Here is a 14824-nt window from a genome sequence, read left to right on the forward strand (position 1 = left end):
GTGAACGATTCACATGGCTAAAAAGGACGGTGAGGTCGCACCGGTCGTCCTCGGTATGGTCGCGGGCTTCGCGGCCGAGTTCGTCACTCGCAAGGCGCTGACCTTCGCTTGGACGCGCGCGACGGGCGAGGAACCGCCGACGGACCTGGAGTCCCCCGATGTGAGCCTGGGACGTGCCCTGAGCTGGGCCGTGGTCGCGGGCGTGGGTGTGGAGGTGGCCCGGGTCCTGGCCGTGCGCGCCGCTCGCAAGCAGCTGGTCGGGTCCGGCGGACGCGACCTGGACATCTGACCGGAAAATCCGATCGCGGCGCGTGTAGGGACCGCCCCACCTCGAAGAACGGGTGGCGGTGGACGGCTCACCCCACCGGGATCCTCCCCGTCTGGAGTCGGCCGTCCACCGCCCGCCGTCGTCGTCGCGCCCGCCGCCGTGCGGAACCCCCGATCACCCGGAGGCGGCGATCCGGTCACCGGGCGGTGACCGTCGCGGGTCCGTTCCCTGGCCCCGTCGGGTTCTCGGGACCGTCGGGGGAGCAGGGGACCCGTCGATCACTCAGGTGCATTCCTTGCAGACCAGTTGGCCGGCGCGCTGCTCGGCGAGCTGACTGCGGTGGTGCACCAGGAAACAGCGCGAGCAGGTGAACTCATCGGCTTGGCGGGGCAGTACGCGGACCGCGAGCTCTTCGCCCGACAGGTCCGCACCGGGCAGCTCCATGCCCTCCGCCACCTCGTCGGGGTCGACGTCGATGGTCCCGGTGCCCTTGTCCACGCGCCGCGCTTGCAGCTCCTGGAGGCTGTCCTCGTTGATGTCCTCGTCAGTCTTGCGCGGGCTGTCGTAGTCGGTGGCCATCTCTGCTAACTCCATCCCCCTCGTTTAGTGCCTCATCGCGCGGGTGTAACGCTTGAGAGACCTTCGTTGTGCCCGAATCGGCCCATGAGTTTTTCTGAAGTTCGTGTCGGTGCCCCCTCCCGGGTCACCTGCCACAGGTCAGTAGCGCTTTCACGAAAACGTGACCGGAGGCGGCCAATATTCGATGGCCCCTGCACTGGTCGTTCTTCGTGTACTACCCAACGTCAGACATCTCGTAGACCGGAAAACACGTACGCGCCCACATGAAGGGCAAGTATGGAACACTCCCCCGGGTTCGGGCGAAAACCAAGACATGCCCATGTCAGGAGGGATTCCCTCCGTGTCCACGCCCGGGGAAGCATACCCACCCCGACTCGGCGCTCGTGACAGGGGTGGGCGTGTCTTCGGACACGTATAAATACCACGAAGCGGGGACGGGCGCAGCTTCGGACGCGTGAGACCGGTGCGCCCCCCTTTTTCCAAGGGACGTTTCCGGGGCCGAACCGATCGGTTCCCTCAGCGACGATCGGAACTCTCGCCACTCTGACCGGACGTGAGCGGCAGGCACACGGTGACGACCAGACCGCCGCCCACGCGAGGCCAGGCGGTGACCACGCCCTCGTGGGCTCGCACCACGGAGCGGACGATGGACAGCCCCAGACCGGCACTGCGCCCCGAGCCCACACGGTCGCCGGAGCCGCGCCGGAACGGTTCGAAGAGCCCTTCGATCTCGTAGGCGGGGATGACCTTGCCGGAGTTCTCCACCTGGACCGCGGGCATGTCCTCGTACATGCCGCTGCGTACGGTGATCTCACCGTCGTCGACGTTGTACTTGAGGGCGTTCTCCACCAGGTTGGCGACCAGTCGTTCCAACAGAACGGGGTCGCCCACCACCAGGGCGGAGCGCAGGTCCTGGCGCAGGGAGAGCCCGGAGGAGTCGATGTCCCCGGACAGTTGGCTGAGCACGGTGCCGGCGACCTCTCCCAGGTCGACCTTGGCCTTGACTTCGAGTTCGCGGTCGGTCTTGGCCAGGAACAGCAATCCGTCGATGAGTCGTTCGTGACGGGCGTTGGTCTCCAGGAGGGTCTGCCCGACGCTCTTGAGGTCGGCGGACACGTCCGGGGCGCTCAACGCCACTTCGAGCAGGGTGCGGTTGATGGCCAGCGGCGTGCGCAGTTCGTGGGAGGCGTTGGCGACGAAGCGCCGTTGCCCGTCGAAGGCCCGGTCCAAGCGCTCCAGCATGCCGTCGAAGGTGTCGGCGAGCTCGCGGATCTCGTCGTCGGGTCCGGACAGCGCGATGCGTTCGTGCAGGGAGCGTTCGGACAATCGTCGGGCGATACGGGTGATCTTCTGCAAGGGTGAGAGCGCGCGTCCGGCCACCGCGTACCCCAGCGCCACCGCGAGCAGCCCCACCAGGAACAGGGCCAGCAGGGAGAAGCGTGTGACGTGGGTGAGGACCTGTTCGATGTGGTGGCTGTGCTCCATGAGCTCGGCCAGGCTCTCCTCGGCCAGGAGAGCGTTGAGCAGGACCGCGACGACCAGGTAGTTGACCAGGACCAGCAGGGAGCCTGCCGCGAAGAACAGCATCCCGTAGATGAGGGTGAGGCGAGCGCGCAGGCTGAGGTTGTCGGTGAAGCGATGCACCGTGGACCGAGCGGTGGAACGTTCGGTGCTCTCACCGCCGGGGGCCACCGAGTTCAAGCTGCGCCACGTCCCGGTGTCCCCGGGGCGGGTGGCTTCCACCTGGCCGGGTTCGGGACGTTCGCCCGGTCTCACAGTCGGTACCCGGCGCCAGGGACCGTCTGGATGACCTGTGGGGTTCCGAGCTTCTTGCGCAGGGTCATGACGGTGACCCGGACGACGTTGGTGAAGGGGTCGGCGTTCTCGTCCCAGGCCTTCTCCAACAGGCCCTCGGCGCTGACCACGGTGCCCTGGGCGCGCATGAGCACCTGCAGGACCGCGAACTCCTTGGGCGTGAGGCCGACCTCGCGACCCTCGCGGTGCACTCGGTGGTTGGCCGGGTCCAGGGTGATGCCGTGGCGTTCCAGCACCGGTGGGAGCGGTGGCGCCGAACGGCGGCCCAGGGCGTGCACCCGGGCGATCAGTTCGGGGAAGGCGAAGGGTTTGGGAAGGTAGTCGTCGGCTCCCAGGGTGAGCCCGTCGACCCGGTCCTGGACACCGTCGGAGGCGGTGAGCATCAGGATGCGGCCGCTGTAGCTCTCCCCGACCAGGGTGCGGGCGACCTCGTCGCCGTGGATCCCGGGGAGGTCGCGGTCGAGGACGACGACGTCGTACTCGTTGACCGCGGTGTGCTCCAGGGCGGTGTCGCCGTCGTAGACCACGTCCACGGCCATGGACTCCCGCCGCAATCCGACGGCCACGGCGTCCGCCAGGACCCGTTCGTCTTCGACCACGAGTACTCGCAACGTTGTCCTTCGGGGGGGTCGGGAAACAAAAAAGGGGGCCGCTGCCGGCGCATCCCCCAACACACCGGCAGCGGCGTTCTCGGTCCCGACCGCGTCAACCGTTCTCTCACGACCGGGGTAAGGACACGGTAAACCCGCTCGGGGAACACTGGGAAGTATTCCACTCGTCCTCGCCCCCGTGTGTCACGGGCGCTGGGTCGGGAGTCTGTACGACCCCTGTGCGCGGAGTGGTCGTCGCCGACGAATCCCCCAACCGTCGGCGACGACTCAACCCCGCACATCTCAAATCTGACACATCAAGAATAAGAAACAAGTAAGCACTGGGCGTTGTCGGAAAATGTGTCTTGGGACACTCTTTTCGAAGGCTTCAACATGATGCCACCGAAGCCTTCGCGATGGGGGCACTTCATGAATCACGGTCGCCACTGACAGGGTTATTTCCGCTTCGCGGAACTGAAGTCTGAATCACGGAAACATCACCGTGCGGGGGCCGGAGGTTTGACGTGGGCCACAGTGAGGTAGACGTAGAAAACGCGCGCGTGGACACCGGGCCCCACCCGGACCGCGACGGGCGCTCATGTCACAGGGTCGTGACGACTTCGGTTCGTGCCACGTGAACAGCGTGCGCACACGCATGTGCACCGGTGCATCACCATGCCCCGGTGCCTACCCCTGGAAGAGGTGCAATGGGCGAGTTCATGGCGGAGATCAAGGTCCGTATCAGCGAGACCTACCGGTCACTCCAGTCGGCGCAGGCCGCCGGGGACGACTTCCTTGCCGACACACATGCGTCGGAACTCGAGGATCTGTACCGCATCGCCGCCCGCAACGGCGTCGACACCCACTCCTAGCTCCTAGGCGAAGCACGGCGGGGCGGCGGGCCCACGGGCGGCCGCACCCGTCCACGAACGTCAGGCCCCGGGCGCGATCCGCCCGGGGTTCCTCGTGTCCGAGGGCCCTCAGCCGTCGGTGTCGGCGCCCAACGGCGCCAAGAGCGCGTCGAGCCGCTCGTACAGGCCCGGCCTGGCGGCGATCACCAGATCACCGGTGGGCGGACCACCATCGGGGCCTCCCAGACGCACACCCGCCTCGGTGGCGACCAGGCCGGGGGCGGCCCAGTCCCACAGGTTCAGGCCCCGCTCGTAGTAGGCGTTGGAGCGCCCCACCGCGAGCCCGGTGAGGTCGATCGAGGCCGCGCCGACCCGTCGGATGTCGCGCACGTGCCCGATCACCTCGGTCAGCACCCGCGCCTGGTGAACCCGCCGGTCCGCCGAATACCCGAAACCGGTGGACACCAAGGCCTGGTCCAGCGACACCGCGTCGGGGGCGCGCAAGGAACGGCCGTCCAGCCGCGCACCTTCGCCCAGGACCGCCTCGAACATCTGCCCGCGGGCGGGAACGCCGACCGCGGCGGCCACGACCTCACCGTCGATCTCCGCGGCGATCGCCACACCCCAGTCCGGGGATCCGTACAGGTAGTTGACGGTGCCGTCGATGGGGTCCACCACCCAGCGCACCCCGCTGGTGCCCTCGATTCCACCGCCCTCCTCGCCCAGGACGGCGTCGTCGGGCCTGGCCGCGAGCAGCCGGTCCCGGATGAGCTCCTCGGTGGCCTGATCCATCTCGGTGACGACGTCGGTCGGGCTGGACTTGGTGTCCAGGACGGTGATGCCCTCCTGCCCCTTGGCCGCGAGCTCTCCGGCCTCCGCGGCCACGGCCACGGCCAGATCCCGCAGCTTCCCTCGGTCGTGTGGGGACTGGATGGTGCTCACTGCTGCCCTCTTCCGTTCCTGGGCCTCGAACGCGGCTGTCCGGGCACTCCCCTGGCACCCTATGCGGCGAGGATTCCGCGGACGCGACCACCGAGGGGACACGGAAGCGGGGCCCGGCGGACATGGTGTCCACCGAACCCCGTCGATCGTTCGAGCGGCCCTTCCCGTCAGAGGAGGTCGGGCTTGACCCACTCCTTGCCGTGGACGTGATGGTCCAGGAAGGCGAAGATCGTCTCGTACCAGACCTGTGCGTTGCCCGGGCTGAGGATCCAGTGGTTCTCATCGGGGAAGTACAGGAACTTGGCGTCGACCTCGTGCAGGAGGAGGTCGCGCCACAGCTTCAGGCCCTCGCCGATGGGCACCCGGTAGTCCTTGTCGCCGTGGATGACGAGCATGGGCGTGCGGATCTTGTCCGCGTGCAGGTGCGGGGAGTTGAGTTCGTAGCGCTCCGGGCGGTCCAACGGGGTGCCGAACTCGCTCTCCCAGACCGGCGGGTAGTCCGTGGTGCCGCTGAAGCCGTCCAGCTGCCACAGGGAGGCGTGGGAGACGATGGCCTTGAACCGGTCGGTGTGCCCGGCGATCCAGTTGGCCATGTAACCGCCGAAGGAGCCGCCCATCATGGCGGTGCGCTCGGCGTCGATGTCCGCACGCGCCTCGGCGGCGTCGGTGATGGCCATGACGTCGGCGTGGGTGCGCGGCCCCCACTGGCCCCAGGCGCGGCGCAGCATGTCCTGGCCGTATCCGGTGGACAGTGCGGGGTCCGGGAGCAGCACCGCGTAGCCGCGGGCCGCGAGCAGCCACGGGTTCCATCGCCAGCTCCACCCGTTGAAGCTCATGTACGGGCCACCGTGGACCCAGAGCATGAGCGGGGCGGGCGAGTCGGCGGAGGCCTCCTCGGGCAGCACCAGCCAGGACCGGATCCGGGTGCCGTCGTCGGCGGTGGTCTCGATCTCGGTGAGCGTGCCCGGCATGGACATCTCGGAGCCCGGGGTGCGCAGAGGGGTGGGCTCACCGTCGGTGGCGTCGGCGTCCAGACGCACCGGCGCGGGCGGGGCGTCCCAGGCGTCGCGCATCGCGAAGACGTGGCGGCCGTCCGGGGAGGGGTTGAGTGCGCTGTAGGCGCCGTGGTCGCCGGTCAGACGAGTGAGCTCGCCGGAGGCCACGTCCACGCGGAACACGGGGCGGCGACCGTTCTGGTCGGCGACGAGGAAGACGGTGCTCGAATCGGCGGACCAGGCGTAATCGCGCGGCCAGAGCTCATGGCCGTCGAGCAGGTCCCGGCCCTCACCGGTGGCGGGATCGACGATCCACAGCGTGGCGTCGCGGGGTTCTCCGTGGTACTCGCCCTCGGAGTCGGCGTACACCAGCAGCCGGGAGCCGTCCGGGGAGACGGCCGGGGAGCCGAACTCCAGCGCCTCGTCGGGGCCGCCGACGACGGTGCGGCGCCGCCCGGTCGCGGTGTCGATGGCGACGACCTCGCTGCGGCCGGCGCCTCCGGAGGTGGGCACCGTCCAGGTCACGTACAGGGTGGAGCCGTCGGGCGAGAGTTCCGGGGCCGAGCCCAGCAGGGCCATACCGGCGTCGGGGGTGAGGTCCTCGGGCTCGCCCAGACGGGCGTCCTCGTCCTCGGGCGGGGCCGCGATGAACAGACGGGGGTGGTCGGGACCGACGTCGCTGTCCCAGGAGCGCACCGGCAGGGCCTCGTGCAGGATCGCGGTGACCCCGGCCTCCTCGCGCGCCTTGCGGGCCTCGGAGTCGGCCTCCTGGTCCTTCGCGCGAGGCAGCAACCGGCCGGTGAAGGCCACCAGGCCGCTGTCCCGGGCGACCGTGAAGGCGCCGACACCGCCGTGGGTGGAGCCGACCTGGCGGGCCTCGCCACCGTCGACGGGCAGCAGCCACAGCGCCGCCTTGGGCTTGTCCTCGGACGCGGCCTCGGGGTCGGGTCGTCCGGTGCTGAACAACAGCGACCCGTCGGGCAGGAACTCCGCACCCGACTCGCCCTTGGTGGAACGGGTCAGCCGTCTGGGAGCACGTCCGCCCTCGGCCTGCGGGGCGACGTCGATCTCCCACAGGGCACTGCGGAAGGACTTGGAGTCGGGGGCCAGGTCGCCGACGGGGGCCACCAGGCGGGAGCCGTCCGGTGACAGGCGCAGCCCGTTGACGCGCCGCAGTCGGACGTACTCCGGTAGTTCATACCAAGAACGAACCAAGACAGAATCTCCTGAACCATCGACTTGTGGTCGAAGTCGACCCTATCGGCGCCGGGTGACGCCGATCACCGCACTCTTGCCACTTCAGAGGAGGTCAACACTGTTGACCTGAGCCTCTCCGCGTCGAGTTCGGCCTAGAGCGCAACCACGGTCGGCCAGAGGACGAGAAGCGGCCCGGGGCACGGATGCGACCTTCTCCGCCCCGGACCGAAAGGGTCTTCCTCAGCGCTGTCCGCAGCACTTCTGGTCGCCCTCGTCGCAAGCGGGCAACGAGCTCAGCCGGGTCGGCTCGTTCCCCTCGGTGTACTCGCGCACCAGGTCGGACACCATCGATACGAACGCCGGGTGCGTGCCCGGGCTGAGGGCTCGCGCGTAACCCATACCGAGCTCGTCGGCCGTCTCACGAGCCTCCACGTCCAGGTCGAACTTGACCTCCATGTGGTCGGAGACGAACCCGTGCGGGATCACCGCCACCGCGGGCACGCCCTCGGCGGCCAGTTCCCGCATGCGGTCGTTGATGTCCGGCTCCAGCCAGGGCTGGCTGGGCGGCCCGCTCCGGGACTGGTAGACCACCTCGTAGGGGTGGTCCCCACCGAGCCGGTCGGCGACCAGGCGGGCGACCTCGGCCAGCTGGGCACCGTAGGCGCCCTCCGGCCCGAAGGTCTGGCCCGGGCCGCCGCTGGCCTCGGCCATGGTCATGGGGATGGAGTGCGCCGAGAACAGCAGGCGCACGCCCTCACGCTGCTCCGCGGGCAGCTCGCCCAGAGCCGACCGGGCATGCTCGACCAGGGGGTCGATGAACCCGGGGTGGTCGTAGAAGGGACGGATCAACTCGACCTCGGGCGCGTCCGGGCCCAGATCGGCCAGGGCCCGGTCGATGTCCTCGTGGTAGGCGGTGCGACTGGACCAGTTGCAGTACGCGGAGGTCGGCATCGCCAGGATGCGGCGGACACCGTCCTTCTTCATCTGCGCGAGGGTGTCGGTGAGCATCGGCGCCCAGAACCGGTTGCCCCAGTAGACGGGCAGGTCGATGCCCTGTTCGGTGAAGTCGGTGGTGATGGCGGCGAGCAGGTCCCGACACTGCTGGTTGATCGGGCTCACTCCCTTGAAGAGGAAGTAGTGCTCACCGACCTCCGCCAGCCGTTCGCGGGGGATATTACGCCCGCGGGTGACGTTCTCCAGGAACGGGATGACCTCGTCCTCGCCCTCCGGTCCACCGAAGGAGATCAGCAAAAACGCGTCGTAAGGCCTCATGCTGTTCATGTAACCAGCTCCCACGGGCCGCACGGATCCGCCCCCGGCCCATGTCGTGGGACTTCCGGCCCGGAAGTGACCAACTCCACCCCGGACTCTGGTCACATAAGTGACCGGTCGGTAATGTCACCGCATGACTGATGTGATGTGGAACACCTGGGCCGACACCTACCAGGCCCGCCCCCGCCGAACGACGGCCCCCGGCAGCACCGAGGAGGTCGTGTCGGCGGTCGCGGAGGCGGCGGCCGAGGGCCTGAGGGTCCGCATGGTCGGCACCGGGCACTCCTTCACCGACGTGGCCATCACCGACGGGCTCCTGCTCTCCCCCACCTCCCTGACCGGGTTGCGCTCGGTCGATCCCGTGGCCGGTACCGCCACCGTCGCCGCGGGCACACCACTGTGCGACTTCAACGACGCCCTGGCCGAGCACGGTCTGGCGCTGGCCAACATGGGCGACATCGCCGTGCAGACCGTCTCGGGCGCGGTCCAGACGGGGACGCACGGCACCGGGCGGGACGCCGGCGGTCTGGCGAGCCAGGTGGTCGGCATGGAACTGGTCCTGGCCGACGGTTCGGTGGTGGAGTGCTCGGCCGAACACGAACCGGACCTGTTCCACGCGGCCCGAGTGGGGTTGGGCGCGTTCGGCGTCGTCACCGCGTTGACCTTCGCGGTGCGCCCGGCCTTCCTGCTGCGGGCCCACGAGGAACCCATGCCCTTGGACGAGGTGTTGGAGCGGTTGCCGGAACTGCGCGCCGACAACGACCACTTCGAGTTCTTCTGGTTCCCGCACACGGGCAACACCAACACCAAGCGCAACAACGTCAGTGAGGGCCCCGCGCGGCCCCTGTCGCCGTTCAAGGCCTGGTTGGACGACGACTTCCTGTCCAACCGGCTCTTCGAACGGGTCAACCGGGTGTGCCGTCGCTTCCCGGCGACGGTCCCCACGGTCAACCAGATCAGCTCCCGGGCGCTGTCCGCGCGCTCCTACACCGACGTTTCGCACAAGGTGTTCGCCTCGGTGCGGGAGGTGCGCTTCGTGGAGATGGAGTACGCGATCCCCGTCGAGCACACGGCGGACGTCCTTCGTGAGGCGCGTTCGATCGTGGACCGGGGCGAGCACCGGGTGAGTTTCCCCGTGGAGGTGCGTTTCTCCCCGGCCGACGACGTGTGGCTGTCGACCGCCCACGGGCGCGAGAGCGCCTACGTGGCCGTGCACATGTACCAGGGGACGCCCTACCGGGACTACTTCGCGGACCTGGAAGCGCTGTTCACGTCGGTGGGCGGGCGTCCGCACTGGGGCAAGCTGCACACCCGCGACCGCTCTTACCTGGAGAGGGTCCATCCCCGGCTGGGCGACGCCCTGGCGGTGCGGGATCGGGTGGACCCGCACCGCCGTTTCGGCAACGCCTACCTGGACCGGGTGTTCGGCTGACGCGGCACTAGGTCAGCCGGTGGGCGCCGACTCGTTCCGGCCCTCCGGGGTTTCGCCTTGGGGGGCGCCGCCCTGCGGGGCGTCCCCTCCCTGTCCGCCGTCGCCGGGCGCGGGTTCGACCGGTTCCCGGGGCTGTTCCGGTGCGGGTTCCTCCGCCGGGGGTTCGACCGGGTCGGTGGGCACCGTCGGGGCGTCGGTCTCCTGGTCGCCGGGCGGCGTTCCGGGTTCGATCGGTTCCTCGGTCCCCGTCCCGGGAACGGTGTCCGTCCCCTCCTCCTGAGGCGCCCGATCGCTCTCGGACGTGTCGGTGTCCTCGTCCTCGCCGGTCCGGGCCGGGGCGGACTGACCGCCCAGCAGGGAGGGGGTAGTGGTCTCGTCCTGGCCCTGGGTCCAGGCCGTCAGGGAACGGCCGGTGAACAGCTCGAAGACCAGGATGACCAGCATGACCAGGACGAACACCGCTCCGGCGGGGATGAGGACGGCGCGCCAACCACGTTTGGGACGTGTCCCGTCGCCCTCGGAGGCACCCGCGGTGGCGTCCGCGTCGTCACGGGGTCCCACCCGGGGCAGAAGTTCGGTCGGATGGTCCGTGACCGGGTCGTGGGGCCTGGTGGGGTCCGCGGGATTGCCGAACCCGTGCGCCAGGGTCTCGCCCGGCAGGCCCTGCCCCACGGAGGGCATGGCCATGGTCCGGGTGGCGTCGTCGGCGTCGTTCTCGATGGCCGGTTCCGGCCGTTCCCTGAAAGGAGCGGCAGGGGGGTGCTTGGCCTTCTCCGCCAGTCCCTTCGCCTGTTCTCCGCTGCGGGTGATCCAGTGCTGGATCACCGGTGCGGCGCTGGTGCTGAGCACGGCCATGACGGCGGTGCCGATGACGGTCCCGTAGACGTTCAGGTAGGAGGCGGCGGTCGCCGCCGTCAGGGTGGCCACGCCGGCCCCCGCGACCTGGGCCATGCTCAGGTCGATGCGTCTGCCCTTGCCCTCCTTTCCGTTCTTGTCGCTCCGGTCGTCGCGGGAGTCATCGGTCTCGTGATCGGCGTGCTGGACGTGGTCGGCCGATCGGCTCCGCTCGTTCGGCTCGGACCCGCCCCCGTACTCCGGTCTGGGCATGCTGTGGTCCCCCCTCCGTGGGCCGCGCGGGCGCGGCGGGACACTCGTCATGTCATGGGATGGGCGTGTGGTGGGGCAGATATCCCCGTAGGCCCCAACGCTCACATAACGCCCATAAGTGGATACCTCACTTTAAGGCAGATATAGATCCGATAACGCCATCACATAAGAAGCATCACTGTTCGACCTCCTTCGGCGTGTCGAGTTGCGAACCACAAGGCGCATGATGTCGCCACCTGGTACGAGATCAGAGTTTTTCCCAGGCCTGGGGTGATTCGAGGTGAGCGGGATACCATCACCGCGGAGCCTTCGTGTGGAATCGGCGACATTCACCGACGATCGCTCCCGGTCGCGCGAGGTTCACCGTGTCAAGATTGGCAACGGAAGCGACCGCGAGAGCCCCGGAAATCCGGGGTCGGCTCCCACCGTGGTGACCACCACGGACCGGGAGGCGGGCACAGTTCGGACATGCCGGGCGCGGTACTGGCCGAACAGCTGTCGGCCGACCAGACTTGGAGAACGCGAGGGACGGTCTATACCGACCCTCGACGGGACGTGAAAGGGAGGGCGATGCACGAGCTTCGCCTCGTGGCCGTGAGCGAGGACGGCACCTACTTGGTGCTGGCCAGCACCGGCCGTGGAACCCGATTCATGCTCCCCGTCGACGACCGCCTGCGAGCCGCCGTACGCGGCCAGTTCTCCCGGCTCGGCAAGTACGAGATCGAAGTGGAGAATCCGTTGCGCCCCAAGGAAATCCAGGCCCGCATCCGGTCCGGCGAGACCGCGGAGGCCATCTCCGAGATCTCCGGGATACCCATCGAACGGGTGCGCTGGTTCGAAGGCCCCGTACTCCAGGAACGCGAGTACATCGCCCAGCAGGCCCAGCGCGCCACCGTGCGCGCCCAGGGCGACGCCGTACCCGGTCCCTCCTTGGAAGAGATCGTCACCAAGCGGATCGGCGCCCACCAGCTGGAGACCGGCGACGCCGTGTGGGACTCCTGGAAACGCGAGGACCGTACCTGGCAGCTCAAGCTCGTCTTCCTGCACGGGGGCGACGAACGCGTCGCCCACTGGCTGTACGAGCCCAGACACAACTCCGTCGCCCCGGCCGACGAGGAGGCCGCCCGGTTCTCCTCCCCAGAGCCCTTGGAGGCCTCACTCCCACCCGGCGCCAACGTCACCCCGTTCTCTCCACGCCGCAACGAGGCCACCTCCGACCTGCCCCGCATGGACGCACGGTCCGCCGCCGAGCGCCGTCACGACCACCTCGCTCCGCGTCGCCTGTCGTCCACGCAGGACGAGCCGCTGCGCCCGGCGCCGCAGACGGACCAGTTCGGGGTGCCGCTCCGTGAGGAGCCCAGGCATCCGGAGCGGGGACCGGAGCGCGGTCCCTCCCGTAGGCCCGAGCGGGGGCCTGAACGGGGACCGGATCGGGGACCGGAACGCACGCCGCAGGAAGCGCCGCCCGCCGCCCCGATGCCCGGGTTCTCCTGGCACGAGCCGCAGCGCCGTCGCCCCGTGGAGGAGCCGCCCGCGCGGCCCGAACGCCCGGCCGAACGGTTCGCGGAGTGGCCCGCGGAGCGTCCCACCGAGCAGTCCCCGGACCGGTTCGAACGGTACGACGAGCCCGCACCGGCCCGTCCCGTGGCCGAGTTCGACGAACCCGCACCCGAGCCGCGTGGCCGTCCCGAACCTCCGGCCGCCCCGGACTGGATGGACACACGCCCGGCACCCGACCCCGAGCCCGCACCGCCCCCGGCCGAACCGGAACGACCGCGTCGACGTCGCGCCACCATCGACCTCAACGACAAGGGCACCCCGCGCCGGGCCGCGGAGGAAGAGCCTGCGGTTCCGGCCACCACGAACGGCACCAACGCCGGAAGCGGTTCCGCGCCCAAGCGCAAGGGACGGGGACGCCGCGCCTCGGTGCCCTCCTGGGACGAGATCATGTTCGGTGCGAAGAAGAACGAGTAGGCGCACCCGTGGAAACGAGGGGGCGATCACCGACCGGTGATCGCCCCCTCGTGTTCCTCCCCCGCCCTCACGACCCGTGGGCCCCGAGACCGTCTCGGTCAGCGCCCGAACGCGGGCCCTCGTCGTTCACCAGGAAGGGCCGCACCATCTCCGGAGTGATCCGCCCGGCGAAGTCGACCGACTCCTCCAACGAGGCGTCCTGAGCCGTGTAGCCGCCCGCGCCGGCGCCCACGGTCACCTGGAGATCGGCCAGCCCCGACCGACGTTGGAACAAGGTCTGGGTCCACGTCCAGCCGATCACCGCCGACCGCTCCATCGTGGCCTGGCCGCGCTGGAGCGAACCCGAGCGCACACTCACCCTTTCTCCGTCGTAGCCGTGCCCCAAGGACCGGTACCGGTCCACGGCCAAAGGCACCCCGAGTAGCGCGAGCACCCCGGCGGCCACCATCAACCAGGTCACGTCGAAGTACGCGGCCACCGCCGCCACCACCACGAACGGCAGCACCGCGCGGGTCAACCTCCGGTGCAGGGCCGCCCGAGGGTGGCGGGTGAGCCGACCTCGGAACAGGCCCAAGGCACGGTCGACCACCTCCTCCACCTTGGAGCGGGGTCCCATCGGCAGCAGGACGGCCCGGTTGGCGGTATCGCCCAGGCCGGTGACGATGGCGCGCAGTCGCACAGCCCTTCGGGTGCGTTCGAGGGGGTTGTCCCGCAACTCGTACCCGCGGATGCGACGACGTTCCAGGGTGACACTGCGGCGGGTGAACAGACCGCGTTCGGCCACCACGGAGCCGTCCCGGCCCCGAAGGGCGAACCCCCAGTGGGCGAGGGTGTAGGAGACCACCGCGAAGACCGGCATCAGCAGCACCAGGACACCCACGGACACCGCGGCGAACACCATGAGGAAGCCGCGGTCGGTGCTGGTCACCCAATCCACGAGGAAGTCGGTGGCCATCTGCCCGGCCGACTGTTGGACCATGCCGAACAGAGTTGCCAGGAGCACGAACGGGGTCACCAGGTAGCCCACGCTGAGCGCCCCGAACAAATACCAGCTCCGGGGCATTCGGAAGTAGGTGACCGTGTCGTCGTCCGGTTCGGTCACGGCCGCGGAGGTGTCGGACGTGGCGGTGGCGCCCTCCTCTCCCACCGTGGTCGCTTCCGCGCCCTGTCCGGTGAGCACGGCCTTGCGATGCAGCAGAACCCTGCGCAGACGCTCGGCCTCGGCGGCGTCCACCGCGTCGAGTTTGCCGTCCTCGGTGCCGCCCGCGGACCCCGCCGCGGCCTCGATGCGCACCACGGCCACACCCAGCAGGCGATGCAGCAGTGTGCTGGTGACGTCCACCCCGCGCACCCGCTCCAAGGGGATGGTGCGCCGGGAACGTCGGATCAGGCCGCTGCGGATCTCCAGGCGTTCCGCACCGATCTCGTAGCGGAAGGTCTTCCAGGTGACGAACCCGCCGACGAGCAGCCCCAGGACCGCGAGCACGGTGGCGGTGAGGATCCAGGGGTTGAACCCACCGATCACCAGACCGGCGGCGATCGGCAGCAGCAGACCCCTGATCTGGATGATCGGCCCCACGACCAGACTGCGCGGGCTGAGTTTGCGGGCGGTCTCCACCCCGAAGGACCCGCCCTGATCGCCGGGTTCCTCTCCCCACCAGGACCGGGGCTCCGCTCCCCCCGGCTCGACGGGCGGTTCCCCGAAACCGGGAGGTCCGGAACGCGCGGGCTGCCACGGGCCGGGGCCCTCGTCCGGGGCGTGGTGGCTCGGCGGGAACGCTTCGGGGGCGGGAGCGGAGCCC

12 protein-coding genes are annotated in these 14824 nt (G+C 69.6%); 4 read left to right on the top strand and 8 right to left on the bottom strand.

The window, feature by feature from the left end; all coding sequences use genetic code 11:
• Positions 1-13: 13 nt before the first annotated feature.
• Positions 14-289, top strand: coding sequence for a DUF4235 domain-containing protein (locus tag BQ8420_RS19930; protein WP_087100665.1), 276 nt, complete (start codon positions 14-16; stop codon positions 287-289).
• A 261-nt stretch (positions 290-550) separates the two neighbouring features.
• Here the strand turns inward: BQ8420_RS19930 and BQ8420_RS19935 are convergent, their stop codons facing one another.
• From BQ8420_RS19935 to BQ8420_RS19945, 3 genes are all read right to left on the bottom strand, one after another.
• On the bottom strand, positions 551-847 hold the full coding sequence (locus BQ8420_RS19935; protein ID WP_087100666.1) for a DUF4193 domain-containing protein: 297 nt from the start codon (positions 845-847) through the stop codon (positions 551-553).
• A gap of 516 nt (positions 848-1363) precedes the next feature.
• Positions 1364-2623: a HAMP domain-containing sensor histidine kinase gene (locus BQ8420_RS19940; RefSeq protein WP_087100667.1), complete on the bottom strand. Its 1260-nt coding sequence runs from the start codon at positions 2621-2623 to the stop codon at positions 1364-1366.
• Positions 2620-3273, bottom strand: coding sequence for a response regulator transcription factor (locus tag BQ8420_RS19945; protein ID WP_087100668.1), 654 nt, complete (start codon positions 3271-3273; stop codon positions 2620-2622). The genes BQ8420_RS19940 and BQ8420_RS19945 overlap by 4 nt, the downstream gene beginning before the upstream one ends.
• Positions 3274-3959: 686 nt before the next feature.
• Here BQ8420_RS19945 and BQ8420_RS32385 point away from each other — a divergent pair.
• Positions 3960-4124 (top strand): hypothetical protein, encoded by a 165-nt coding sequence (locus BQ8420_RS32385; RefSeq protein WP_200816010.1) that lies wholly within the window; start codon positions 3960-3962, stop codon positions 4122-4124.
• Positions 4125-4232: 108 nt separating this feature from the next.
• On the opposite strand, the gene BQ8420_RS19950 is transcribed toward BQ8420_RS32385, so the two are convergent.
• The 3 genes from BQ8420_RS19950 to BQ8420_RS19960 all read right to left on the bottom strand — a co-directional run bounded on the left by BQ8420_RS19950 (position 4233) and on the right by BQ8420_RS19960 (position 8509).
• A complete protein-coding gene (locus BQ8420_RS19950) occupies positions 4233-5045 on the bottom strand; it encodes an inositol monophosphatase family protein (RefSeq protein ID WP_087100669.1) in 813 nt (270 codons plus the stop codon).
• Positions 5046-5212: 167 nt separating this feature from the next.
• Positions 5213-7255 (bottom strand): S9 family peptidase, encoded by a 2043-nt coding sequence (locus BQ8420_RS19955; protein ID WP_087100670.1) that lies wholly within the window; start codon positions 7253-7255, stop codon positions 5213-5215.
• A 222-nt stretch (positions 7256-7477) separates the two neighbouring features.
• Positions 7478-8509 (bottom strand): ferrochelatase, encoded by a 1032-nt coding sequence (locus BQ8420_RS19960; RefSeq protein ID WP_087100674.1) that lies wholly within the window; start codon positions 8507-8509, stop codon positions 7478-7480.
• 133 nt (positions 8510-8642) lie between these two features.
• On the opposite strand from BQ8420_RS19960, the gene BQ8420_RS19965 reads away from it, so the two are divergent.
• Entirely contained in the window at positions 8643-9941 is a 1299-nt protein-coding gene (locus BQ8420_RS19965; protein WP_087100671.1) for a D-arabinono-1,4-lactone oxidase, read from the top strand.
• A 12-nt stretch (positions 9942-9953) separates the two neighbouring features.
• On the opposite strand, the gene BQ8420_RS19970 is transcribed toward BQ8420_RS19965, so the two are convergent.
• Positions 9954-11048 carry a hypothetical protein gene (locus tag BQ8420_RS19970; protein ID WP_235006380.1) on the bottom strand — a complete coding sequence of 365 codons (1095 nt, stop codon included), beginning with the start codon at positions 11046-11048 and terminating at the stop codon, positions 9954-9956.
• 570 nt (positions 11049-11618) lie between these two features.
• Between BQ8420_RS19970 and sepH the strand changes: the two genes are divergently transcribed.
• Complete coding sequence (gene sepH / locus BQ8420_RS19975) at positions 11619-13022, top strand: septation protein SepH (protein WP_087100672.1); 1404 nt, start codon at positions 11619-11621, stop codon at positions 13020-13022.
• A gap of 67 nt (positions 13023-13089) precedes the next feature.
• On the opposite strand, the gene BQ8420_RS19980 is transcribed toward sepH, so the two are convergent.
• Positions 13090-14824 (bottom strand): PH domain-containing protein (locus BQ8420_RS19980; RefSeq protein ID WP_369825520.1); only part of this gene is annotated, 1735 nt, incomplete at its 5' end.

This window comes from Nocardiopsis sp. JB363 (assembly GCF_900143625.1).
Lineage (GTDB): Bacteria > Actinomycetota > Actinomycetes > Streptosporangiales > Streptosporangiaceae > Nocardiopsis.